Source organism: Bartonella sp. A05 (genome assembly GCF_026930145.1).
Lineage (GTDB): Bacteria > Pseudomonadota > Alphaproteobacteria > Rhizobiales > Rhizobiaceae > Bartonella.
In genome coordinates this window covers 61,559-87,196 of the sequence record NZ_JANHOJ010000001.1, presented here as the reverse complement: position 1 = coordinate 87,196, position 25,638 = coordinate 61,559, and the positions used below count along the sequence as shown (strand labels likewise).

The 25,638-nt window shown below is 36.5% G+C and carries 14 protein-coding genes, 1 tRNA gene and 1 pseudogene; 14 read left to right on the top strand and 2 right to left on the bottom strand.

Annotated elements, in window-relative coordinates; all coding sequences use genetic code 11:
• The first annotated feature begins 167 nt into the window (after nt 1–167).
• The 6 genes and pseudogenes from NPX98_RS00295 to NPX98_RS00270 all read left to right on the top strand — a co-directional run bounded on the left by NPX98_RS00295 (nt 168) and on the right by NPX98_RS00270 (nt 14,059).
• Complete coding sequence (locus NPX98_RS00295; RefSeq protein WP_269021951.1) at nt 168–1,256, top strand: 2'-deoxycytidine 5'-triphosphate deaminase; 1,089 nt, start codon at nt 168–170, stop codon at nt 1,254–1,256.
• 1,003 nt (nt 1,257–2,259) lie between these two features.
• The gene (lldD, locus tag NPX98_RS00290) at nt 2,260–3,417 is read left to right on the top strand and encodes an FMN-dependent L-lactate dehydrogenase LldD (RefSeq protein WP_269021950.1); all 1,158 of its coding nucleotides are present in this window, start codon (nt 2,260–2,262) and stop codon (nt 3,415–3,417) included.
• Between the two features lie 1,269 nt (nt 3,418–4,686).
• A pseudogene (locus NPX98_RS00285) lies at nt 4,687–5,643 on the top strand (tyrosine-type recombinase/integrase); the annotation flags it as partial.
• A gap of 53 nt (nt 5,644–5,696) precedes the next feature.
• The gene (locus NPX98_RS00280) at nt 5,697–6,332 is read left to right on the top strand and encodes a hypothetical protein (RefSeq protein WP_269021949.1); all 636 of its coding nucleotides are present in this window, start codon (nt 5,697–5,699) and stop codon (nt 6,330–6,332) included.
• Nucleotides 6,333–7,954: 1,622 nt separating this feature from the next.
• On the top strand, nt 7,955–10,732 hold the full coding sequence (locus NPX98_RS00275) for a DUF1156 domain-containing protein (RefSeq protein WP_269021948.1): 2,778 nt from the start codon (nt 7,955–7,957) through the stop codon (nt 10,730–10,732).
• Between the two features lie 12 nt (nt 10,733–10,744).
• The gene (locus NPX98_RS00270; RefSeq protein ID WP_269021947.1) at nt 10,745–14,059 is read left to right on the top strand and encodes a DUF499 domain-containing protein; all 3,315 of its coding nucleotides are present in this window, start codon (nt 10,745–10,747) and stop codon (nt 14,057–14,059) included.
• 793 nt (nt 14,060–14,852) lie between these two features.
• Here NPX98_RS00270 and NPX98_RS00265 read toward each other — a convergent pair.
• A tRNA-Thr gene (locus NPX98_RS00265) sits at nt 14,853–14,928 on the bottom strand.
• A gap of 462 nt (nt 14,929–15,390) precedes the next feature.
• Here NPX98_RS00265 and NPX98_RS00260 point away from each other — a divergent pair.
• The 5 genes from NPX98_RS00260 to NPX98_RS00235 all read left to right on the top strand — a co-directional run bounded on the left by NPX98_RS00260 (nt 15,391) and on the right by NPX98_RS00235 (nt 19,937).
• Entirely contained in the window at nt 15,391–15,591 is a 201-nt protein-coding gene (locus NPX98_RS00260; RefSeq protein WP_269021946.1) for a SlyX family protein, read from the top strand.
• A 992-nt stretch (nt 15,592–16,583) separates the two neighbouring features.
• Nucleotides 16,584–18,011, top strand: coding sequence for an amino acid permease (locus NPX98_RS00250; protein WP_269021944.1), 1,428 nt, complete (start codon nt 16,584–16,586; stop codon nt 18,009–18,011).
• Nucleotides 18,012–18,053: 42 nt separating this feature from the next.
• On the top strand, nt 18,054–18,734 hold the full coding sequence (locus NPX98_RS00245) for an energy-coupling factor ABC transporter ATP-binding protein (protein WP_269021943.1): 681 nt from the start codon (nt 18,054–18,056) through the stop codon (nt 18,732–18,734).
• Complete coding sequence (locus NPX98_RS00240) at nt 18,731–19,378, top strand: energy-coupling factor transporter transmembrane component T family protein (protein ID WP_269021941.1); 648 nt, start codon at nt 18,731–18,733, stop codon at nt 19,376–19,378. The genes NPX98_RS00245 and NPX98_RS00240 overlap by 4 nt, the downstream gene beginning before the upstream one ends.
• Before the next feature lie 4 nt (nt 19,379–19,382).
• Nucleotides 19,383–19,937 (top strand): biotin transporter BioY, encoded by a 555-nt coding sequence (locus tag NPX98_RS00235; protein ID WP_269021940.1) that lies wholly within the window; start codon nt 19,383–19,385, stop codon nt 19,935–19,937.
• A gap of 768 nt (nt 19,938–20,705) precedes the next feature.
• On the opposite strand, the gene NPX98_RS00230 is transcribed toward NPX98_RS00235, so the two are convergent.
• Nucleotides 20,706–22,667 carry a DUF1561 family protein gene (locus tag NPX98_RS00230; RefSeq protein WP_269021939.1) on the bottom strand — a complete coding sequence of 654 codons (1,962 nt, stop codon included), beginning with the start codon at nt 22,665–22,667 and terminating at the stop codon, nt 20,706–20,708.
• 483 nt (nt 22,668–23,150) lie between these two features.
• Between NPX98_RS00230 and NPX98_RS00225 the strand changes: the two genes are divergently transcribed.
• The 3 genes from NPX98_RS00225 to NPX98_RS00215 all read left to right on the top strand — a co-directional run bounded on the left by NPX98_RS00225 (nt 23,151) and on the right by NPX98_RS00215 (nt 25,629).
• Nucleotides 23,151–24,356 carry a tyrosine-type recombinase/integrase gene (locus NPX98_RS00225; RefSeq protein WP_269021938.1) on the top strand — a complete coding sequence of 402 codons (1,206 nt, stop codon included), beginning with the start codon at nt 23,151–23,153 and terminating at the stop codon, nt 24,354–24,356.
• The gene (locus tag NPX98_RS00220; RefSeq protein ID WP_269021937.1) at nt 24,346–25,152 is read left to right on the top strand and encodes a hypothetical protein; all 807 of its coding nucleotides are present in this window, start codon (nt 24,346–24,348) and stop codon (nt 25,150–25,152) included. The genes NPX98_RS00225 and NPX98_RS00220 overlap by 11 nt, the downstream gene beginning before the upstream one ends.
• Nucleotides 25,153–25,425: 273 nt before the next feature.
• Entirely contained in the window at nt 25,426–25,629 is a 204-nt protein-coding gene (locus NPX98_RS00215) for a helix-turn-helix transcriptional regulator (RefSeq protein ID WP_269021936.1), read from the top strand.
• Nucleotides 25,630–25,638: the final 9 nt, after the last annotated feature.

Here is a 25,638-nt window from a genome sequence, read left to right as displayed (position 1 = left end):
TTAGATAATGCTTTGTTTGCTCTATTATTTATAGTTTATATGATTGATTTTAGTTGCCAAATCAATTGGAAAAATCGGTAAAGAGTAAGTGTTTGTTCTTAAAATAGCTTGCGCCAATCAATGATCTAGGTCAAAAAGAGGCAGGTATAAAGAGGAAGGAAAAATATATGGTGCGTACAAATGGTATCCTTGCAGATCGTGATATACAAGCCTTAATTGATCATGATATTCTTAAAGCCATTTGTGCATTTGATGCGGATCAAATACAACCTGCAAGTCTCGATTTACGTTTAGGGAATAAAGCGTATCGTATACGTGCTTCCTTTATGCCAGGATCTAACACAAAAGTTTCTGATAAGCTTGAACGGTTAAAGTTGCATGAATTTGATTTGCAGGATGGGGCGGTTTTAGAAACGGGCTGTGTTTATCTTGTTCCTCTTTTGGAAAATTTGGCTTTGCCACGAACTTTGTCTGCTGTTGCCAATCCAAAAAGCTCTACGGGGCGGTTAGATATTTTTACACGTGTGATTACGGATAATGCTCAAGAGTTTGATAAAATTTGTATTGGCTATCATGGTCCGCTTTATCTTGAAATTAGTCCACGCACATTTCCGATTTTAGTGCGTACAGGCTCGCGTTTATCACAACTTCGATTTCGTCAAGGGAAAAGCTATCTAAATGAAGTTGATTTGCATGATTTACATAAATCTGAAATGCTTGTATCGGAAGATTTTCCTAATATTGATGATGGTGGTATTGGACTTTCCATTGATTTGCAAGGGAATGAAAACAGGCTTGTCGGTTATCGGGGTAAACACCATACGAGTGTCATTGATGTTGATAAACGCGCTGTTGCTAATGTTTTGGATTTTTGGGAACCTATTTATGCTCATGATGACAAGACACTGATTCTTGATCCTGAAGAGTTTTATATCTTAGTTTCGCGAGAAGCAGTTCGTGTTCCTCCTCTTTATGCCGCTGAAATGACTCCTTTTGATCCCTTAGTGGGTGAATTTAGAGTACATTATGCAGGTTTTTTTGATCCAGGATTTGGACATATGGAGGCAGGTGGAAAAGGGGCACGAGCTGTTTTGGAAGTGCGCAGCTATAAGGTTCCATTTATCTTGGAGCATGGCCAAATTATTGGTCGTTTGATGTATGAGCATATGCTTAATCGGCCATGTGCACTTTATGGGCATGATGTTGGTTCACATTATCAAGCGCAGGGATTAAAATTATCTAAGCATTTTAAATGATTTTGAAATTACAGATTGTGATAAAAATATATTAAACATCTCGTTTTTTCAGGAAAAACTTCATTTTCATAGTGGTGATGTGATTGTGTTTATTTCCAAAATTAAAAATGCGAATTCGATTTTTATGTTACGCTTCAGAAACAAAGCTACAAATAACAGTTTTTATATATTTTTACATATTTAAAGTAGAAGAAAACGGCAAATGCGAGAAGGAGTCTCAATATTCTTCAATCATAACGCAGGAATATTTTTTGCAAAAGCCGAAAATATTCTGGCTGAGTTCTGTTAATAAGTTTCTTAATCTAATATCAGATCGATCTGTAATTTTAATATTATGATTAAAATATTCATTATAAGTAATATTAATTTCTATAAACTATTAAAAACTGTCTAAATAATTGAAGATTTTTTTCTTAGATATTCTGATATTTGAAAACCTTTGAATATTCTACACAAGGCATGAATGCATATTTAAATGATTTTTTGTTACGAACAGGCTATTAATTCGGGTGAAAAATCGCAAGATTTTTTGATGTTGGAGTGTTGATGAATGTATTAACAACTTCATTCAACTATATTGATTGCTTTTTTATTTTTATAAATGCATTCTATATATGTACGCAGTGATTAAAGATGCGCTATTCAGACGCAATTTAGAATTATTCTATCTTAATATAAAGTACCAAAATGATGTATTAAAAAAATCTAATTAATTTCAAAAAATATATATTGTAAATAACAAAAAATATTGAATGTTGGTGCTTAAATATATTAGATCATATTAATTTTTGTGTTGTGTATTAAAGTCAAACATTATCAAATGCCTGATGTGAAAAATAAAAATCAAGGCTCTGCTTTATTTATTGGGTTTTGGGATTGCAATTATATTCCCTAAAACTACCTTGATGTAGTGTGCTATTGGGACGTTAATATGAGGCATTTGGGTTGGATTGACTAGTTTTTAAAGTACTTGGCTTTTCATTTATGGAGCAATTATATTATTATGATTATTTCCTCAACATTAGATTACCGCGAAGCGGCAAGGCGTCGGTTACCTCCTTTTTTATTTCATTATATTGATGGGGGGGCGTATGCTGAGGAAACGTTACGGCGTAATTGTACAGATCTTCATGCACTTGCGTTGCGTCAACGGATTCTTAAGGAGGTTGGAGAGGTTGATCTTTCAACGAATATCTTCGATCAGGCACTTGATATGCCGGTTGTGCTTGCACCTGTTGGGCTAACTGGTATGTATGCTCGTCGTGGTGAGGTGCAGGCTGCGCGTGCGGCAGTTGCGAAGGGTATACCATTTACTTTATCTTCAGTTTCAGTTTGCCCTATTGCAGAAGTACATGCTGCAGTTGGAAGCGCGTTTTGGTTTCAACTTTATGTTCTCAAAGATCGTGGCTTTATGCGTGATGTGTTGGAGCGGTCTTGGGCCGCTGGTGTGCGTACATTGGTTTTTACGGTTGATATGCCGGTTCCTGGTGCTCGTTATCGTGATGCTCATTCGGGGATGTCTGGACCTTATGCTGGTTTACGCCGTATTTTACAGGCTTTTACTCATCCGCATTGGGCTTGGAATGTTGGTGTTATGGGGCATCCGCATGATCTTGGAAATGTTTCCACTTATCGTAAAAAAAAGATTTCATTAGAAGATTATATTGGTTGGCTTGGTCAAAATTTTGATCCATCAATTGGGTGGCGTGACTTGCAATGGATTCGAGATTTTTGGAAAGGGAAAATGGTTATAAAAGGGATTCTTGATCCGCGAGATGCACGTGAAGCAGTACAATTTGGTGCTGATGGTATTGTTGTTTCCAATCATGGGGGGCGTCAGCTTGATGGCGTGTTGTCAACTGCACGGGCATTGCCAACAATTGCAGAGGCTGTAAAAGGTGATTTAACTATTTTAGCTGATTCTGGTATTCGCTCTGGTCTTGATGTTGTACGCATGGTGGCACAAGGTGCGGATGCCGTTATGATTGGTCGCGCTTTTGCCTATGCTCTTGCTGCTGCAGGTGAAAAAGGTGTTTCTCATCTCCTTGATCTTTTTGCTAAAGAAATGCAGGTAGCTATGACATTGACTGGTGCGCGTTCAATTCGAGAAATCACACGTGAGAGCCTTGTTTATGAGATATCTAGAAAGAATACTGATTAGTAAAAAGTGTGTGCTGTATTATCCTTTTAGAAAAAAGTTGGTTATTGAATGCAGGGAAATCGTAATTTAGTGTGCTTTATATGCTTTATCGTTTTTTTAGTGTCTTCAATAATTTCTCGTGTCTTTTTATAAATGTTTTCAAATAGACTATTTCATAAATCAACTTTAGATCGTGAAGAGGCTTTTTATTTTTACGAAGCATAATTTAGGTTTATCATGTTCAATGATGAGGTGACTTTGTAACGATTGTCGAAATATTCTTGGTCGTAACCACAATTGATCAATTCTATTAGAGATCTATTTCGAATAGTTATTCAAAATATTGCACTGTTTGTTGATGTTAAATCCTATAAGGATGAAGGATTTTGATATGCGTAACAGAAATAGATTTGTTACTATAATTTTCAATTTGTTATAATATCCTTATTTAAAAAAATTAAATACGTATTAGGATCTAAATGGTATTCTTATCGTTAGGGATGATTTAAAATATAATAAATACAAAAAGTTATTTATTATTCCACTATATTTATAGATTATAAATGCTGTTTTAATATTTTTCTGCGGCTAGCAAATAGAGAGGGTGCATAGGTCTATTTTTAAGAGTATGTCATTTGTACATGATATTATCGCAGTTATTTTTACGCGTCTAATGCATTCTGCTCGTTTTTAAAGAGCTATCTGTTTTAATTTAATGTTGAGATGCGATGCAGCCATAAAATCGCAGTAAAGACTTCAATGATCCTTGAATTTAAGTAGAGAGTAATGGTTTTGATATCTCTGTAGATCAAGAGAGTAATAACAATCATCGGGTTATCTATAATGTATTTTGTTCGGTTTTTTATAATTTATAATTTATGATAGATAATTTCGACAATGAATAAAAACGCAAGCTCTATAAAACAATTTAAGGCAATATTTGTATTTTATTATTCTTAGAAAGTATAATAATATTTTAATTACTAATTGTATTAATTATTATTGTATATTATAGGGATATAATGATACATTTGCGAATATTTCATAAAAACTATGCATTCAAAATAAAACTTATAGATTGTATAAAAAATTTTGTTGTACAATATTAGTAAGCAGTTGATTTTTCAATATAAATAGTAATTTTTTTATGCTTTATTAAACCATTTGATATTGCAAGATTTAATCATTTCGTGCATTATTGCCACAAACAATCAAAAATTATTCAATCATATGCCAAAAGGTGGATTGGAAGAGGGGATTAAACAGTAGCGTTTTTAGTGTGGATTGGGCATGCAAACGATGGAGCTTTTAAGCGCAAGAGCCGTAGCAACGCTTGGTGTCGGTAAATATAATGATGGAGCTGGTTTGTGGCTTTACAAGCGTGAAGATAGCGGTGTCCAATGGATCTTGCACTATATCATTCATGAACGACGCAGAGAAATGAGATTGGGCGCCTGCAAAGATGTATCTTTGAAGCAAGTACGTGGATTAGTTGAACAATGGCGTGCTGTTATCAGAGAAGGGCGTGATCCCATTAAAGAACGTGAAAAGCTCAAATGTGAGGCTGCGCGTAATCTTCATTTATTGAAAGATATTGCTTTAGATGCCTTTGAAAGCCGTAAAGCTGAATTAAAGGGAGAGGATAAAGCAGGGCGTTGGTTTACACCTTTACAACTGCATATTTTATCTAAACTGGGTAAAGAGCCTGTTTCAGAGATTAATCAAACAGATATACGCGATACATTAGCTCCAATTTGGCATACAAAAGCTGATACAGCTCGTAAGGCCATGAACCGCTTGAATATTTGCTTGAAACATGCCGCTGCACTTGGATTGGATGTTGATTTACAGGCAGCAGATAAAGCACGTGCCTTACTTGGAAAACAGCGTCATAAAGCTCAAAACATACCGGCAATGGATTGGCGTGATGTTCCAGATTTTTACGCAACACTTAATAAAACAACAATAACGCATTTGGCTTTACGCCTTCTTATTTTAACAGGTGTTCGCTTTGGTCCTTTGCGTCATATTCATGAAGATCAAATTGATGGTCATATTTGGACAATCCTTGGCGAATCTATGAAAGGCAGACGCGATGCTACGGCAGATTTTCGCGTGCCATTATCTGGTGAAGTCATGAAGGTTATTGAACGAGCTCGTTTTTTTGCTCGTCATGGTTTTTTGTTTCCAGGTGTTAGGCGTGGAGTTATTTCCGATATGTCCATGTCAAAGCATATGGAATGTGCTGGATGTTAAAGGTGCCAATGGTCAGATTTTGCAGATAAAAAAAGGAACAGTGCATGGAAATTGATAAAGATATAGAAGTTTGGCGAGATAGAAAGAAGCTTATATTACTTCATGCAGCTTTATTGATCGCGGGCATGAATCCAGATAAATGCACGTTTTCTAAGATATGCGATCTGGAAAATAGCGAAATTTATTACAATGGTTCAAATCCTGTATCAACAGATGAATTTCGAGAAATTTACCGTTGTATAGTTCAAGAAGCGGAAGAAAATCGATTACAAGTGGAATGGAAGTGGACAATGAAAGATAATAAATGTGTTCATGATGCATTTATTTCGCGTGTCGATGTTAAAGATTTACAAGAATGGCTTTCATCGTCATATATGAAAGAATGGTTTACAATAAAAAATATACAACCTAAATTTTTTTCATCCAAGCCTGATTTAGATTCATGGAAACCACTGACTGAGGTTAGAAAAAATAAAACCGTTAAACAGACGCTTATAAACTGTATTAAACCGAAGATTGATATCCGTGAATTTAAACATCAACAAAATGTATTTCAAAACTCACAGCACCCGCGTTATACTCTAAAGGATATTTATACTGTTTGTCAGATCGCTTCAGCTGTTGCTACTGTCGTTGGGGTTATTGCTACTATCGTGTGGTATCTGAGCCAGACTGACTGAAACAGAATGTTGTTCAGTATGGGTTATTAAATAAAATAATCAGCCAAAAACAGAAGCAATCAAGGAATTTAACAAGTGTTTCCATTGAGAAGCTACCGGATGAGTGTCTTGAACTCTCGGAGGTTTTCTTTTGCAAAAGACAAGAACACTATTTGGAAAAATAAAAAAGATAGTCCAAATTTTGCTTCATTGAGTAATTTATGAAATGATGGCCTACATTTTAGGGGGAGAAGTCGTAAAGCCTCCCTTATTTTTAACTTTTTGTTTTTCAATGAAAAATCTTTTTTGTGTGCTCATCACATTGTTTTTAAAACGGTGACGACTTGGACATAAAAATAGAGGAGTTTAGATGTAAGTTCTCTTAACATCAGTCTCTATTATTTCCTGTTTTGTTATATTGCAATCATGTTTAACAACAATTAGAGACAAAACATGATACTTCATGATTCTTTTTTAACCTTTCATGAGAGTGCACAGATTTTTCAAATTAGCGTGCAAACATTCTGGTGATTTGTTACTGATAGAACTGTTCCGAAATCCTTAAAAATTGGCGCGTTACGCATTATCACGTTGGCCAAAATTTGAAATTATCGCTGCTATTGAAAAAGTTAAAGTCCAACGCCATGCGTTTGAGATTCTGTAAAAGACCCTGTCACGAATGCACGAGCAGGCTTTCTTAAGTTGCATCTAGAACGTAGACAATCTGTTCTGTGGCGCAATCTCATGAAGACAAATGTCATTTACTATGAAAATGCAGATCACAATCAATATCGCTTTCTATCAAAGAAAAACTTTGAACAGATTTCATTTTCTGAAGTAGAGAAGGAGGCTGACAGAGTGCAAGAAATCCGGAAAAAATCTAAACTATCAAGAATAGTCTCATGGAAATCAATCTGTGATATTTTCCCATGTTGTACTGATTAGAATGTGCTTTTATGAAGCAAGTTTTCATTCGTTGAATGTTGTTTTCCTACTATGGTTGCTGCAACATTTCTCTTATAGAAGGGGAAGAATCTTTTGCTGTTCACAGAACTAATTTTGCGAAGTAATAGTGCTAAAGCTGGTATAATTGCCTTCACAAGCGATGTTGAGATCTATAAGAGAGGTTGCAGTGCATCTAAGAGTTATGGCAGTAGACAAAGTGATATGTCATTTGTAAAGATATAGAGACTGGCTTTGCATTGATCCGGTTTGTTACTGGAAACTCCATTGATCTATAGATTGCTCTTTCTAGCAGTAGGATGATGCAGTTCAACTGATGATCAGATATAAAAGTACGCTTTACTATATCAAAGAGAGTGTTATTACCTTTTTTCGGTAGCTCTATTGAAAAACATATAATTGCACATTGATTGCTTAGCATATCAACCACAATATCAGGGCTAAGCAGCTTGAAACATATTTTGCAGAACATTTCATGAATATTTGTGTCGATAAAGAGAAGCTGAAAAAAACAGCTTGAAAACCATAATATTCTTTATTATGCACAATTATGTACAATTTGTTTTAAAATTGGAAACAATTTGTTTTAAATAGTGATAATGATTTTATAGCCAAACAAACGGAGATCATCGAACAGGAAATGCGGGAATTATGTCAGATTGATCTTGGTTGGATAAACAATGGCTAAAAAATTAATTGAAGTTGCACTCCCCCTTGAAGCAATTAATGCTGCATCTGTTAGAGAAAAATCGATACGGCATGGCCATCCTTCTGCTTTACATTTATGGTGGTCGCGTAAGCCACTTGCTACATGCCGTGCTATTCTCTTTGCTCAGCTTGTTGATGATCCTTCAAGTCATCCAGAGATTTTTCCTACAGAAGAAGCACAAGAACAAGAGCGCAGCCGCTTATTTGCCATTATTGAAGATCTCATAAAGTGGGAAAACTCAACAAATAGCGTAATCCTTAAAAAGGCTTGTGCAGAAATTGTAAAAAACTGTAGCGAATTACCAGTAATTTATGATCCATTTTCAGGAGGTGGATCTATTCCGCTTGAAGCTCAACGTCTCGGTCTCTCCGTATATGGTTCTGATCTTAATCCTGTTGCCGTTATGATAGGCAAGGCCATGATTGAAATTCCTACGAAGTTTAAGGATATGCACCCTGTTCACCCTGGTGGCCATGAACAAAATCATTATCGTCATGCCGAGGGATTGGCTGAAGATATGAGATATTATGGTGAATGGATGCGTAAGAAAGCTTTTGAGCGTACCGGTTACCTCTATCCGCAGGTGGATCTCCCTTCTCATTTGGGTGGTGGTAAAGCAACGGTTATTGCTTGGCTTTGGGTACGTACTGTTCCCAGTCCTGATCCTGCTTTTTCTGATGTTCATGTCCCTTTGACAACATCTTTTCTCTTAAGCTCTAAAGTCGGAAAGGAAGTTTGGGTTGAGCCTGTTGTAGATAGAAAAAAAAGAACCATTCAATATAAAATTCATTATGGTGGTACAAAAGAGCAACTTGTTCGAGCCAAGACAGGAACAAGTGTTGGTCGTGGTAATTTTGTTTGCTTACTATCCAATGCTGCTATCACACCAGCTTACATTAAAGAAGCTGGAAGAAATAGAAATATGCAAAGGACATTAATTGCGATCGTGGTAGAAGGTAAGAGGAGACGTCATTATATAGAGCCTGATTCAAAACAAGAAAAAATTGCTATCTCGTGTGTTGCTAAAGAAAAACCCGAGACTGAATTACCAAATAATCCTCAATATTGTTCAATTGGTAAGTACGGTTTGAAAACTTTCGGTGACCTTTTTACCAGTCGCCAATTGGTTGTGTTAAATACTTTTACTGATTTGGTTGATGAAACGCGAGAGCAGATAGAGCAAGATGCAATAGAAGCAGGATTACCAAATGATAAAATATCCTTACGCGATGGTGGTACTGGTGCTAAAGCCTATGCTGAAGCAGTGAGTGTTTATCTTTCTTTCAGTGTTAGTAAATTAGCTGATCGCAGTAGTGCAAATTGTAGTTGGAATGCAACACCTCAAGCTTTACGAAATACATTTGGACGCCAAGCATTACCAATGATATGGGATTTTGCGGAAGCAAATCCTTTTTCTGATTCAACTGGTAATTTCAAATCGTGTATTGAAGGGATTTATAAAGTTATTTCTAAATTACCGGCTTGCGGCGTTGCAAGGGAATACCAGCGAGATGCGCAAACGGTTAAATATCCGCCAAACACGGTTATCTCTACAGATCCTCCCTATTATGATAATATTGGTTACGCTGATTTATCTGATTTTTTTTATGTTTGGTTGCGGCGTAATTTAAAAAATATTTATCCTGATATTTTTGGTGTTTTAGCAACACCAAAACAGGATGAATTAGTTGCAGATTCTTATCGCCATGGTGGACGTGGTAAAGCTGAAAATTTCTTTCTTAAAGGTATGCGTAAAGCTATCTACAACATGGCAAATCAAGCATCTCCAGATCATCCTGCAACCATTTATTATGCTTTTAAACAAAGCGAAGCATCAAAAGAAGGGGTTAGCTCAAGAGGGTGGGCTACTTTTTTACAGGCGATGATGGATGCTGGATACAGCATTACGGGAACATGGCCAATGCGTACGGAAAGAGCCGGTCGTATGACTGCATTGAATGCAAATGTGTTGGCTAATTCAGTTGTTTTGGTGTGTCGTAAACGCAGTAAAACAGCTGAAACTATCTTCCGCGGCGAATTTATTCGTGCGCTTGATTCTGAATTTCCAGATGCTGTAGAAAAGCTGAAATCTTCTAATATTTCTGCAACCGATCTACGCCAATCGGCAATTGGCCCTGGTATGGCGATATTTTCACGCTATAAGGCTGTTTTAGAAACTGATGATACTGCCATGAGCGTAAACACCGCTTTACAAATTATCAATCAAAAATTGGATCAACATAATGATGATCTTCAAGGTGATTTTGATGATGAAACTCGTTTTGCGATAACGTGGTTTACACAATTTGGTATGAATAAGGGGGATTTCGGTGCTGCTAATTCGTTGGCGCAAGCAAGAGGTATTTCAGTTGAGCAGGTCAAACATGCCGGTATTATTGAGAGCGTTGCAGGAAAAGTGCGCCTTTTAAAACGCTGTGAGTTGGCTATTGATTGGAGCCCTGAGCGAGATCAACATTTAACCATTTGGGAATGTTGTCAATATTTAATTTTCTTCCATGAAAAAAATGGCATCAATGACAAAACCGCTTACATACTTCAGAGAATTAGTCGGTATGTTGAAGCTGTTCGTGATTTGGCTTATTGCCTTTATGATATAGCAGCAAACACAAGACAGGACGCCAAAGAAGCATTACCCTATAATGCACTGATTGCTGATTGGTCTGAATTAACAAGATTGGCAACCCAGGCTGATTCTTCACAAAATATACAACAGTTGAACTTTTTATAAGGGATAAGAATCGTGTCCAAAAGTGTGCGTGGGACGGTCTTGGAGGTACTGGAAATTTCGCTCAATACTTTAAAACCTTTTATAGAAAAAAGATTGAGAAGTGCTTTTAAAACCGATTGGCCACTTAAAGTTTTGGAAAAAATGCCTAATGTGCAACGAGGTTTAAATGGCAAGATAAATTGGGATAACCAGTCTCTCTTACAAGTTATGGATCGTTTTTGGGGCGATGTTTTTAAAACAGTTTTAGGAAAAGAACATCGCTCTATTATCCATGAGCTTATTGTTGTCTGCAATAAAGTAGCTCGTGATGAAGCGTTTAGTTATGATGATGCCGAGTGCGTGCTTGATAGTATGTTTTGCTTGATGGATGTAATTTCAGCAGGTGATGAAGCAGTTCAGATTCTTAAGGCACGCAATGAAATTGTGCGCATAAAACAAACAGAATTAGTTCGCAATGAAGAGCGACACAAAACTCAAAAACTTGAACTCAATATAGAAATGCCAGCTGGCCTTTTGCCTTGGCGTGAAGTTGTAGAGCCTTATAGTGATGTGGCTACAGGTGAATTTCAACAAGCAGAATTTGCAGCTGATTTATCTGCTGTTCATAATGGAACTGCTTCATCTGAATATTGTAATCCTATTGATTTTTTCAGTCGTACATATTTAACAGAAGGGCTGAAAACACTCCTTCTTAATGCAGCGAAAAGGCTTTCTGGCATTGGAGGTGATCCAGTTGTTGAATTACAGACCAATTTTGGTGGTGGAAAAACGCATTCCATGCTGGCACTTTATCATATGGCTAGTTCTGAACTTGCCAGCAGATTGGCTAATTTATATCAGCTTTTACAACAGAATAACATAGAGTTGCCCTCAAAGATAAATCGCGCAATTATTGTGGGAACAAAACGTGCGCCGCAAAATCCGTTTTCACCCAAAAATGGCGTTAACATATATACCACTTGGGGAGAAATAGCTTGGCAACTTGGTGGTGAAGAAGCTTTTGCCATGGTTGCAGACAATGAAAAAACCGGTATTGCTCCAGGTTCCGATTTGCTTACGGATTTATTTAACCGCCATTCACCAGCACTTATTCTTATTGATGAATGGATCGCTTATCTGCGTCAAATTTATAAAATAAATAATTTACTTTCAGGTAATTTTGACGCAAATCTAACCTTCGTTCAATCCTTAACTGAAGCTGTTAAAAACTGTTCACGAACGGTGCTTGTTGCTTCTTTGCCTGTTGCAGAAATTGAGGTGGGTGGTGAAGGTGGGCAAGAAGCATTGCGTTGCCTAAAACAAACATTTTCACGAATTGAGACATGTTGGCGACCTGCAACTCAAGAAGAAGACTATGAGATTGTTCGTAACCGTCTGTTTCAAGATATTTCAAGCAATAAAGCACATCATAAAGAGAATACAATCAAACAATTTGTTCAATTTTATCAGAGCAATAAGAATAATTTTCCTCAGGAAGTTGAAAGAGTGGATTATAGGCGAAAACTGGCTAAAGCCTATCCAATCCATCCAGAGCTTTTTAATCAGCTGTACACAAGCTGGGTGGCATCGGAAAGATTTCAGCGTATCCGTGGTGTTTTGCGCCTTATGGCGCAAATTATTCATGAATTATGGACGAGTGGTGATTGCTCAGCAATGATTATGCCTGGAAATATTGCGGTTGGATCGCTGCGTGTTGAATCTGAACTGTGTCGTTATCTCGACGTAAACTGGCAATCGATCATTGCAACTGATGTATATGGCGCAGATTCTACACCTTTTAAAATCGATCAACAGGCGCCTAATCTCTATAAATATTCTGCTACACAGCGTATTGCACATGCTGTATTTATGGCAACAGCCCCAAGCACGGGATATCAAAATCACGGTTTAGATGATAAACAAATTAATCTTGGTGTCATTCAACCTGGTGAAAATCTCAATCTTTTTAAAGATGCATTACGTCGTCTTGTTAATCAAGCGAAATATATGCATGGTGATAACGGGCGTTATTGGTATTCAACGGATCCCAGTTTGAACCATATGGCAGCAGAGAGAGCAGAGCAAATCGAAGAAGCTCTTGTTATTTCTCACCTTAATACAGAGCTTATAGTCTATATTAAAAGCATTCCCAATTGTTTTAATTTTCGATCTGTTCAAATTGCTCCCAATCATTCTGCTGAAATTCCTGATGATTTAGGTGGTGTGCGCATGGTTGTTTTAGGACCGTCTCATGCACATCGCATGAATAGCACCCAGTCAGAAGCGAAGCGTGAAGCATATTCTATGCTAGAAATGCATGGTGCTATACCACGCAAATATAAGAATACATTAGTATTTTTAGCCGCGGATTACAAAGGGTTGCAGTCTATTAAAAACGCTATACGTTTTATGTTAGCATGGCAAGGAATAATACGCGATAAAGATAGGCTTGATTTAAAACAGAGTGCTGAAACATTAGCAAAGAGTAGAGTGAATGAAGCGACGGATAGAGTTAAAGCCTCAATTAGAGAGGCATGGTGCTATCTCATTAATCCATTTCAAAAAAATCCTGAAGCAGCAATTGAGTTAAGTATCAATCGTATTGCAGTTCAAAACAATCTCTTTGAAGCAGCAGGAAAAAAGCTTGTGGCTGATGAAGGGTTATATTCTAAGCTCGTGGGCAACAGACTTAACCGTTTTCTTGAACGCTACATTTGGGATAAGAAACAGCATATTCTCTTAAAAGATTTATGGCAGTATTTAAATCGTTATCCCTATTTGCCGCGATTAAGTAGCGATGAGGTTTTGATAGAAACTGTCAGAGATGCTCTATCACAAAAGGTTTCTGGATCGTTTGCCTATGCTGATTATTTTGATGAAACAACGGGTCAATATCATGGCTTATTGTTTGAAAACACAAGTAACGTTGCCATTACGCTTGATAAGAGTAGTGTCTTAGTTCGAAAAGACATTGCAGAAAAACACTTCAAAGCGATGTTCTCTCCTCAGGAACGATATGATCTATCAGCAACCAATGGCCGCATTAAGTCTGCGATGACGTTTCTAGGTGAGACAATTCCAGAAAATGATGTTTCAATAAAGATAGAAGAAGATGTTTTGCCTACAAATTTTTCTGGCACAGTTTTTATTTCTTCTGCTTTCTTAGTGCGTGATGTTTACAAAATAAGTGAAGGAATTATAGACGTTTTAAGATATAAATCGAGCGCAGATATAACAATTAGGCTCGAAGTTCATGCAAATGTGCCTGATGGTATTGACCGTAGTACGGAGCGCAATTTAATTGAAAATGCGAACACTCTAGGGTTTCAGGAAAAAAAGATTTTCTGACAAAGAAAAATGAATACAATATAAAATTTGAATTTATAAAAAAAATATCAGAATTAATTTAAGAAGATAGCTTCTAAAGATCTTATTATAAAATGAATAAACTTAGTGCTAAACAATTGAGCCATTCTTGAGTACAGTTTATAGAGGTTTGAAGCTATAAATTCTATTCATGTGTTCTAATACCATGCTATTTAAGAAATTATCTGCGGAGGCAATTATAATAAATTGTATTTTTCATCAAAAATACAGCCTGTAACATCCATAACAATATCGGTAAAGATTTTAACGTTGTGGTTCAGAAAGTCAGATAACTATCTGGAACGAGACGTATATTGTAGTATCTATGAGTAAGTTTATATCAAAATGAAAAATAGACTGATGGATAGATGAGCCATTGAAACGTGATATTCTTGATTCAACGAGATATTATGAATGAAGTTATTTCGCAAAAATCTGAAATAATAATCTTCAACATTAAAACTCTCAAAAGCTCTTACAATTAGGAGCTCTGAGGGGGGTAAAGGTTCATAACTAAAGAGACAAAACAAGATTTTTATGCTTTGGGCTTGTAAATAGCTTTTGCAGAAAAGAAGCATAAGAAATTGTTAGCAACAGAATCTCCAAAATAGATGTGATGAAATAAAACAATTTATCCGAACAAATGACGGTATATTCTTGCGGCATTATGACATATATAGCTGTTTTCATCATCCTACAAAAAGTAAATTGGCAGATAGATTTTAAAATAATCAAAATACACAAACTACTGATTACACTTTATTTTAAGATTTCATGGTGCCGCATGCCGGATTCGAACCAGCGACCCCATCATTACGAATGATGTGCTCTACCAACTGAGCTAATGCGGCACAGATTTATATATTAATCAAACAAAAGTTCGCTTGAGGGTAATAGCCAAAAGTATATGTAAAAGCAAGTATGCAATTTTTTAATAATTCATAAGATTCATTGGTTATTGAGATAGGATAATGGATTATGATGGAGATTAAAAGAAAACCAATATTTTTTATTTTGATGTTATAAAATGCTAGCAAAATTCTTCATCAATTTATATTCACTCCGATTTTAAAAGCGTGTAAGGAAAGTGCACTTTTAAAAACAGCTACAATTTCTAAGAAAGGAAGAGAAATTTATTTGACAAGTCATTTTGGGAATGAAAAAAATAAATTCAGCCTTTATACATAAAGGTGAGTCTATAATGATCATCATTTGATGGAAGAGTGTCTCTTATTTCCTATAGAAAAATGAGAGATACGGAGAGTTTTTTATGAAATTGAACGCGTTTTTCTATTTAAAATGGAGTAAGAGTCATGGTGGATGAAAGTCGGCTGACAGAATTAGAAATGAAGTTAGCTCATCAAGAAAAGCTTCTTGAAGAACTCTCTTGTGTGGTAACTGATCAATGGAAAGGTTTCGATGCGCTGTCTCAAAAATTTAATGTTCTGATGAAGCGCTTTGCGGATTTGGAAGAGCGAAGTTTCTCTGACAATTCAGTTGCACCTTCACTTTAGCTAATAAAGATATTTGATGTTTTTTACCACAATTTAGTTGTGTTTGTTTAATACGATTTGAAAGGTATTTTACTCATTATTTTAATGTTTATATCGTAATCATTGTTTTATAAAATTTCAATTTTATATAGATATTAATGTTGTGTTTTTAGTGCGTTTTCTAATCGTGGTGTTCAATAAAGACAGAAGGAATTTTTAAAAACGGTTGGGCAACGTAAACAATTTTGCCATTTCAGCCTATTCTGTTTTTTCTGTAGAGATTGTTTCAGTAAGTAGGATTGGAAGGTCAATCCTATTTAAATCGTTTAGAATAGGTTTCGTATTATCATAAAAGTCTATAGGGATCATGAGGGTGGTGCATGTATTCAAAAAGGCACTTTTATTTTTAAAATAGATTTTATCTAAAGCCTTTTAAGGAGTATAGTTGGATATATAGATACAGAGTAAATTTCAGAAAAAACACTTCAATATCAAACGTATTGTTCTTCTTGATACGAGATCTTATGAAAGGGTTTTTTTTGTTCATAACTTAAAGTGTAAAATGCTACTGCTAAAGCACCAAAGATAGACCACGCTGGTAAATAAGCGAGAGTAATGCAAATTGAGGACAGGAAAGATGGCACCAGATTGTGTATAAAATGATTGATGCTATAGATATCTGACTGAAAGATATTTGCTAATATTTGATTTAAGGGTGTTACAATCAAATATGATGCAACGATAGAGCGCGCACCGTCAATAACTGATGTCATAAATGTCAGCGTAACTGAAACAAATGTCATTAATTTAAATACAGGACGGAGCATGGAGCATATTGTCTTCTTATTATTTTTACAGAGTATTTATGTAACATATACAAAGAACAGATGGTTCCATTATGGTGGAAAAAATAAATTAACATGCATTTTCTGTTTTTTTGCAAAACAGAGTCTAAACATCATGATTGTTTTTTAAAAAGACTGAAGTTGAGTAAGCAAGAGTAGCGAGGAATAATGCCTGAGATAAAACACAATGATTTGAAGCGCAGTCTTCAAGATCGTCATGTTCAAATGATCGCTTTGGGAGGCGTTATTGGAACGGGTCTTTTTTATGGCTCAGCAGAGGCCATTCGATTAGCTGGCCCTTCAACTATTCTAGCGTATTTTTTCGGAGGAATTATTACATATTTTATTATGCGAATGCTTGGTGAAATGTCAGCAGAAGAACCGACTTCAGGCTCTTTTAGTTTCTTTGCTTATAAATATTGGGGACGTTTGGCTGGTTTTATAACGGGTTGGAATTATTGGTTTCTTTATATTCTTGTGAGTATGGCAGAGCTTACAGTGATTGGATTCTACCTTGATCATTGGATTCTTATTGATCATTGGAAGTCATCCTTAGTTGTTCTTTTGTTGATTACAGGGGTTAATCTGATTGATGTACGTTTTTTTGGAGAATTTGAATTTTGTTTGTCTTTGATCAAAGTAGTTGCTATCGTGGGTATGATTGTTTTTGGGATTTTTCTCATTGTAACTGGGGTGAATGGTAGCCAAGCAAGCATTTCCCATCTTTGGAATCATGGTGGTTTTTTCCCTTATGGAGCAGTGGGAGTTGTTTTTGCTACTGCTATTTTGATGTTTTCTTTTGGTGGAACAGAGCTTATTAGTATTACTGCTGGAGAAGCATCTAATCCACAACAAGCAATTCCGACTGCAATTCGTAAAATAATGTGGAGACTGGTCATTTTTTATATTGGATCTATCAGCGTTATTATGATGATAAGTCCGTGGGATATGATTGGAAAAGATGGTAGCCCTTTTGTTACTATTTTTGAAACTATAGGAATTCCTGCAGCTGGCCACATTTTGAATTTTGTAGTGATTATGGCTGCTATTTCAGTTTACAATAGTGGCATTTATTCTAATGGTCGGATGCTTTATAATTTAGCTATACAAAAAAATGCACCACATATTTTTAGCAAACTTAATTCTGCCCGTATTCCTTATATTGCGGTTCTTTTTTCATCGGTATGTACCGCGTCTATTATCGTTATTAATGTTCTTATCCCAGACCATAGTTTTATGCGTATCATGTCTCTTGCGACTGTAGCAGCAACGATTACTTGGGCTATTATTATTGTGGTTCATTTGAAGTTTAGAAAAGCATATAAAAACAAAGAAGGTTCGTTTATTTATGCATTCGGTTTATATCCTTATGCGAATTATATTTGCTTATTCTTTCTTGCATTATTGTTTTGTATTATGTTTATCAGTGGTTTTGGACAAAATGGATTAATGGTTCAGATGTTTGATATGATAGGAATTGACATGACTTCAATTGGATCGTACATTCCTGCGCAGATGCCTGATATGAGTTTAGCAGTTGTTATTATTCCTATATGGTGTCTGCTTTTGTTTTTGGGGTATAGGCTTAAGAAATAGCTTTGAGAAGTCAGACAATAAAGAGGTTAGTTGGGCAGAATTTTGAGAGGAATAAAATTTGACAGGGTAACACAAGTTTTTGGTGATTTATGTGTTTTAAGAGATATTACTATACAAATAACTGAAAGACGGATTGCAGTTATTGGTGCGAATGGATCTGGAAAAAGCACATTTGTTCGTCTTATCAATGGGCTACAACTTCCATCAAGTGGTTTTGTGAGCGTTGATGGGCTTGACACAAAGCGTGATGCAAAAGCAGTAAAGCGTAAAGTTGGCTTTGTTTTTCAAAATCCTGATAATCAAATTGTATTACCATTGGTGGAAGAAGATTTATCTTTTGGTCTCAAAAACTTAAAATTGAGTAAGGAGGAAATCAAGGAACGTGTGGATGAAATTTTACAGCGTTATGATCTACAGGCCTTTAGAAATCATGCAGTTCATTTATTAAGCGGTGGACAGAAACAGTTGATTGCAATTTCTGGCGTGGTAGCAATGAGGCCAGATTACATTATTTTTGATGAGCCGACAACTTTGCTTGATTTGCGAAATAAACGCCGGATTACAGAAGCTATAGAAGAATTACCACAAACTGTGATTATTGTATCACATGACTTGGAATTTCTAAAAGAGTTTGATAGGGTGCTGGTTTTTGATAGGGGGGAAATAGTTGTTGATGATGTGCCATCGGTTGCGATTAAGGAATATGTCAGCAGAATGTTATGATTGGCTTATATTTCCCTCAGGATACGCTTATTCATAAGCTTAGACCCGGAATTAAGCTGTTCATTCTTATTGTATTTGGAACCATTATTTTTATGGTTCAATCGATACTTATTCTTCTGCTATTTTCATTATTAGTGGCTTTATTGTACGAGATAGCTAAGGTTCCTTTTAAAACTATCCTGCGACAGCTTAAAGGGATGGGGTTATTTTTAATATTTATATTTGTCGTTCAAGCTGTTTGTGATAGTTATATTACAGGCTTTTTAGTCGTATTGCGTTTTATCATTCTTGTTTTACTCGCATCCCTTATTTCATTAACAACAAAGGTTTCAGATATGGTAGCTTCAATTGAAGCGGGATTTCGACCTTTTTGGCGCTTTGGGATAAACTCATCAAAATTGAGTATCGTTTTATCTATGGCGATTAGATTTATTCCTGTTGTCAGTGAAAAATTTAATGAAGTGCGTGAAGCACAACGAGCACGCGGTTTTGATACGAACATTGCAGCTCTTGCAGTACCCTTAATTATACGAATGATAGGGATGGCTTCAGAGATCGCTGAGGCATTAGATGCACGCTCCTATGACACAGATGCTGCTGATGAAACATTGCACGATGATAATAAAGCCGTTTTGAAGGAATGATTTTATGAATACAAAAGATTTGGTTTATATTGCTTTATTTGCTGCTCTTTATGCGGTTTTAGGGGTGTTCCCTCCTATTTCTCTTCCTTTTTTTCTAGGAGTTCCGATTACCGCTCAGTCTATGGGGCCTATGTTAGCAGGATCTATCGTTGGAGCAAAAAGAGGGGCTTTAGCATCTGTACTTTTTCTTTTGCTTGTTGCTATTGGGTTGCCTTTATTGGCTGGTGGGCGTGGAGGCATAGGTGTTTTTTTAGGAGCTGGTGGTGGTTATTTAATTGGTTTTCCTTTTGCTGCATTTTTTATTGGCTTTATGGTTGAGATGTTTTGGCGTCAGATCAATTTTATGATGTTTATTGTCGTTAATGCTGTGGGTGGTATTGGGATTGTATATCTTTTTGGAATACCGTGGATGTCTTATATTGCTCAGATTCCTTTACTAACGGCTTTAACCGCTTCATTAGGTTTTATGATTGGCGATTCTTTGAAAATTCTGATTGCGTCCTTTATAGCAATCACGATTAAAAAATCTGCTCCTCTCATTCATTCAAAGGAAATGTGATTGGTACTCTACGAACTGTAAATAGTGTATATTTAATGATTAAAAAGGGAAAAAGATGATATATAACGGTATTTTGCTTGCGTTGTTCTGCGTCTAAATTGGGAAAAAAGACGCAGAAAAAACAGCTTATCGTATTTTATAGTATCATCTCAAAGAGAGAGGTTGCAGAATCGTAAAAATTTTTTGATTAAAGCATTAAGAGACGTTAATGATGATAAAATGCGTGAACTGCGTTGTGATCGTCTCTTTCAATTAACAACGGCTTTTTATATCATTTATCTTGCCCTTGTTGATTGCTGCTGGATTAATTTTCATTTTAACAAATACACAATAGAAAATATCAATGTTTCAAGATAACATAGTGCGCGGATTATTTGCAAACATCTCATTGGGCAGGCACATAAGTTAGCAACGGTGGTTGGTGTACAGTTCTGTTCTCTTTAAGAATTGCCCAGCCACGTGGGCTTTGTTTCTCTCATGTCCTGAGTGTACAAATAATCAGACCATTGCTCTTCGTTATTAAGATTTAATTTGAGCAACAATTTTTTATCGTATCCTTTTAAAAAAGCGAGCTAGCTTGTCCTAATTCATAAAACTATGAACAAAATTGCTTTTTTTATCTTTCGTCTCCCTATACTTTTTAAGTGTGATAAAAATATATCAAATGCTGAACCACTATAGCGAATACGAAAATATTGCAAAACATATTGGAAAAGTGATTTTATATATAAAAACCTATTTTAAAAATATATAGATCTTTCCATTTCTTTAAAAAGAACATCGCCCGCTTGCACACTGATTCACTGTAGCACTTCTTGGCCATTGTCTGTTTCCTCTTCTATCGTCTCCATCTCCAGTACAGTTGCTTTGTGACATGGCAACATTAAGAGGATTTTGCTCTTCACCTATTAGCTGCAATGTTGCAAAGAAAATAATGGTATTACGCCGAGCAATTTGATTCATAATAGCTCCGAGTATTGTATTTTCTGAAGCTCGCGTGACAAAATCAGAATAACTTATTCTACCAACATTTGTTGGTATAACCATGATTCCATTCTGACCTCGAATCATGGGCATTGCATGTCCTGTCCTAGTCCCATCTGGGTGACCATACATCACAAAAGCAATCCACATGCTTCCGGGAGGTGCAGTTAAAAGTTGTCTGACGGATTCTGCTGCGCCCCTAAGACCCATGGCTATATTTGATGCTCTCCAATTATAACGCGATAGAATAAATTGTGTCATTGATGACACTACTCTAAATTGAACCTCATTATCCGTTTCTCTTGGATGTAAACGAAACCCTTGCACTCGAGGAACATTTTGTATAAAATCGTAAAGTGCAGGGTATCTTGCACGAAATGAAAGCATTGGATTCGTATTAGGCGCTGTATTAAAGAAATATCCTCCACGTGTAAGAGGGCCTACGGAATGATATTGCTGCAGCTCAGCAATCATCTGATAAGTATGCAAAAGGCAGACACCGCATATTCCTGTGAAAGCTAAGGGATCATCTACGGAGATAGCAATGTTATGAAGCCGTCTAAACCACTCTTCATCCAACACAAAAGCAGGTGGCAAAGTTCGCTTTGCTCTTCTTTTAGGCTGAGTAACGATAGTTTTTTTGTTGCCGGGAGCTGGACAATAAGCAAGCGAGTTCTCTAAATTTCTATAGACATAACGATTCCACCGTTGAATGTCATAAGATAACACAAATTCTGATGTCGGAGAAAGGTTGTTATCTTCTTTCAGAAAATTAGGTTTGGCTGTATAGGGAGCTCCCCAATTAGCACCATAACGGGTTACTCTTAAAAAATTACCTTGATGATCCAAAATTGGTCCATCTCGCCCATTTAAAGCAGAGATATCCCAGTAATAGTTATCCTTTTTGTTGGCAACAGTGTCTTCACAATAGTCCCATTTTACCCAATTCCAATTATCTGAAGAGGATTGTTGGGAAACCATGCAATGCAAAAATCCAGCGGCGGCAGTATATCTAGCAATATGTCCATTTTCTGGATTGTAGTAAAGATCAATAACATCTGATTGAGGTTCCATGTCCGCAATATAATACATATCGAACTTAAAGCGACTTGCGAACTTCCAGCCTAAAGACGTTTTGAGACTAATAGTACCAGGAGCAGCAATCGTTTTACTCCAAGCATCCATTGCGGAACTGAGGGTATGATTGTAGTAATCTCCTTCGGTTTTTGAAATATAAGCATACCACTTATAATCCTTCACGCGGAATTTCCCATCAGCTGTATAAAAAGCACTGTTTTTAATGATCCAACGCTGATTTGCATCATTGATGACGCACGGCCTTAGTAAAATATAATCCCAATTCTCTGTTGCTTTTCCGTCAATCCCCGTAACAGAATTAGGAGCAGTCATACATAACCAAACACCATCACGTTTCCAAGCGACCCTCTGAAAAACATCATATCTGGCGGCTAAAACGTTGGGAGAAGAGCAATTGTCAATGTAAATATAGCTTTCACCATCTACAAATGCGGGAGCGTAGCAATACTCATATCCGGTATGAACCTTAACACGTACAGACTTATCAATGGGTGTATCAGGAAGCTTTGGAGAAACAGGATCCGCATAAAGAATTTTGGTTTGGATTAAAAGGATGAACAAGAATAAAAATAATTTCAAACTATATTTTTTTACAGAATGATAACCATCCTCATCAAAGAGGGGTTTCATTTCGCATTCAATACACATTAGCTCAACACCTAATAATTATGAACAAATTCAGGTCACATGTAAGGCGAATTGAGTCATATTTAAGGCAAAATAATAAAATATATTAAGCAAAAATGCACAGTCATAGTGTCTCTGATTTTGGGATGCAGTGCGTCATACTTTAATGTTTCTTCATATATTCTTGTGTATTTATAAGCGTGTTTCAAACTCGATGAATTGATCCGCCTATTCATAATGTTTCTATGCATTCTCTATGGTCGTATAGATCAAAATGCTTTTCACTATTTTTTGCATAAGTCGTATATCGGCACAATTAAAAGATAACTTATTGATTTTTCAGTGTAAATCGTAAATTTTCATGCTGTATCAAACGATTTGATATTGCATGATTTTATCATTTCATGCATTACTACTGCAAATCATCAAAAATCACTCAATCGCACGCCAAAAGGTGGATTGGAAGAGGGGATTAAACAGTAGCGTTTTTAGTGTGGATTGGGCATGCAAACGATGGAGCTTTTAAGTGCAAGAGCCGTAGCAACGCTTGAAGTTGGTAAATATAATGACGGAGCTGGCTTGTGGCTTTACAAGCGTGAGGATGGCGGTGCGCAATGGATCTTGCGTTATACCATTCATGGACGGTGCAGAGAAATGGGATTGGGCGCCTGCAAAGATGTATCCTTGAAGCAAGTACGTGGATTAGTTGAACAATGGCGTGCTGTTATCAGAGAAGGTCGTGATCCCATTAAAGAACGCGAAAAGCTCAAATGTGAGGCTGCGCGTAATCTTCATTTATTGAAAGATATTGCTTTCGATGCCTTTGAAAGCCGTAAAGCTGAATTAAAGGGCGAGGGTAAAGCAGGGCGTTGGTTTACAGCTTTGCAATTGCATATTTTACCTAAGCTAGGCAAAGTTCCTGTTTCAGAGATTAATCAAACAGATATACGCGATACATTAGCCCCAATTTGGCATACAAAAGCTGATACAGCTCGTAAGGCTATGAACCGCTTGAATATTTGCTTGAAACATGCCGCTGCACTTGGATTGGATGTTGATCTACAAGCACCGGATAAAGCACGTGCTTTACTTGGGAAACAGCGTCATAAAGCTCAAAACATACCGGCAATGGATTGGCGTGATGTTCCAGCTTTTTACGCAACACTCGAAGAAACAACAATAACGCATTTGGCTTTACGCCTTCTTATTTTAACAGGTGTTCGTTCTAATCCTTTGCGTCATATTCATGAAGATCAAATTGATGGTCATATTTGGACAATCTCTAGCGAATCTATGAAAGGCAGGCGTGATGCTACGGCAGATTTTCGCGTGCCGTTATCTGGCGAAGCCATGAAAGTTATTGAACAAGCTCGTTCTCTTTCTCGTAATGGTTTTTTGTTTCCAAGTGTTAGACGTGGAGTTATTTCCGATATGTCCATGTCAAAACATATGGAATGCGCTGAACTTGAAGCACGCCCCCATGGATTCCGTTCTAGTTTACGTGATTGGTTAGCAGAAGCAACAGATGCTCCTTATGACGTAGCAGAAACCATTCTAGGGCATGTTGTTGGTGGTAAGGTTGAACGTGCTTATCGTCGCACAGATTTTATCGAACAGCGTCGTGTTTTAATGGAGAGATGGGCACTGCATGTTACCGGTGCCAATAGTCAAATTTTACAAATAAAGAAAGGAAATGTGCATGGAGATTGATGAGGATATGGAATGGTGGAGGGCTTCTCCTTTCTTTACATTATGGCAGGCAGCTGCGTTGGTAGTTGGAATAAATCCAGCAAGATATCAGTTTTCTGAGTTAGAAAATCCAGCAAATAGTCTTATCTGTGATATGGATGGTGTTCAGTTATCATTATCGAAAATAGGTCAATTTCGGGCAATGTACAATTCTATAGTTAATGCAGGAAAAGAAAATATATTAACAGTGAAATGGGAATGGAAAAAAGATGACTGGGATTATCAGCAATATGTTCACAAATTATCTGATTCATCTGTTGGTGTTCGCGATTTAGAAGGTTGGCTTCGCTGGAATGATATATCATCTCAATTTTTCTTCTCAGAGCTTGATGTTCGTGAAACTAAAGATCAAGGATATGCGTTTCTAGATCCAAATCATCTGCGTTATGCTCCAAAGTTAGCCGCGGTTGTTGCTGCATGGGAAGCAGTAATTGAGGCTGAAAGAGGTAAGACCGTTAAAAAAACACTCGAAAGCTGGTTGACTCGTAATGCTGCTCAATATGATCTCTTAGATAAGAATGGTAAGCCCAAAACAAAGGCAATCGGGGAATTAGCAAGTGTTGCCAATTGGAATCCTAAGGGAGGTGCTGCTCCAACTCCTGGAAATACCCCCAAAACTCCCGGAGATTTATCTCATTTTACTGGAAATTCCTCCTCTCAAAAAGACGAGAACCAAAATTTCATTTTAGAGGACAAAAAAGAGAGTTACAATTCTACTGTTTCAAATAATTTTGGGGACGATGATATACTATTCTAAGGGAGGAAACATATAACCTACCCCATATTTTAAGCTATTGTTTTTTCAATAAAAATATTTTTTCATGCAGTTATCACTTTGTTTCGTTGTGGTCATTTAGGCATAAAAATGAGAAGGGATAAGCGGAAGTTTTTTGAACTTCCCTCTCTATTATTTCCTGTTTTTTTCCATCATCTTTTAATTGTTCTCAACAGAGATGTAAGAGCAAAACATGATTGCTCATGATCTCTTAATCAGAGAAATTTTAATAATATCATGTAGAAAGGAAAAAACATGATTATTCATGATCCTCTTTTAACTTTTCGTGAAAGTGCGCAGATCCTTCAGATTAGTGTCCCAACATTTTGGCGACGTGTTGCTGATGGAACAGTGCCTAGACCCTTAAAAATTGGCGCATTATCACGCTGGCCAAGATCTGAAATCATCGCTGTTATTGAAAAAGCCAAAGCCCAACGCCATGCGTCTGAGACTCTATAAGAAAAACCC

Bases quoted from the DNA above. Each gene is read 5' to 3' on its own strand.
- NPX98_RS00220 (WP_269021937.1), top strand. From the start codon at position 24,346: ATGGAGATTGATGAGGATATGGAATGGTGGAGGGCTTCTCCTTTCTTT.
- NPX98_RS00240 (WP_269021941.1), top strand. From the start codon at position 18,731: ATGATTGGCTTATATTTCCCTCAGGATACGCTTATTCATAAGCTTAGA.
- lldD (WP_269021950.1), top strand. From the start codon at position 2,260: ATGATTATTTCCTCAACATTAGATTACCGCGAAGCGGCAAGGCGTCGG.
- NPX98_RS00260 (WP_269021946.1), top strand. From the start codon at position 15,391: ATGGTGGATGAAAGTCGGCTGACAGAATTAGAAATGAAGTTAGCTCAT.
- NPX98_RS00215 (WP_269021936.1), top strand. From the start codon at position 25,426: ATGATTATTCATGATCCTCTTTTAACTTTTCGTGAAAGTGCGCAGATC.
- NPX98_RS00275 (WP_269021948.1), top strand. From the start codon at position 7,955: ATGGCTAAAAAATTAATTGAAGTTGCACTCCCCCTTGAAGCAATTAAT.
- NPX98_RS00250 (WP_269021944.1), top strand. From the start codon at position 16,584: ATGCCTGAGATAAAACACAATGATTTGAAGCGCAGTCTTCAAGATCGT.
- NPX98_RS00295 (WP_269021951.1), top strand. From the start codon at position 168: ATGGTGCGTACAAATGGTATCCTTGCAGATCGTGATATACAAGCCTTA.
- NPX98_RS00230 (WP_269021939.1), bottom strand. From the start codon at position 22,667: ATGTGTATTGAATGCGAAATGAAACCCCTCTTTGATGAGGATGGTTAT.
- NPX98_RS00235 (WP_269021940.1), top strand. From the start codon at position 19,383: ATGAATACAAAAGATTTGGTTTATATTGCTTTATTTGCTGCTCTTTAT.
- NPX98_RS00225 (WP_269021938.1), top strand. From the start codon at position 23,151: ATGCAAACGATGGAGCTTTTAAGTGCAAGAGCCGTAGCAACGCTTGAA.
- NPX98_RS00280 (WP_269021949.1), top strand. From the start codon at position 5,697: ATGGAAATTGATAAAGATATAGAAGTTTGGCGAGATAGAAAGAAGCTT.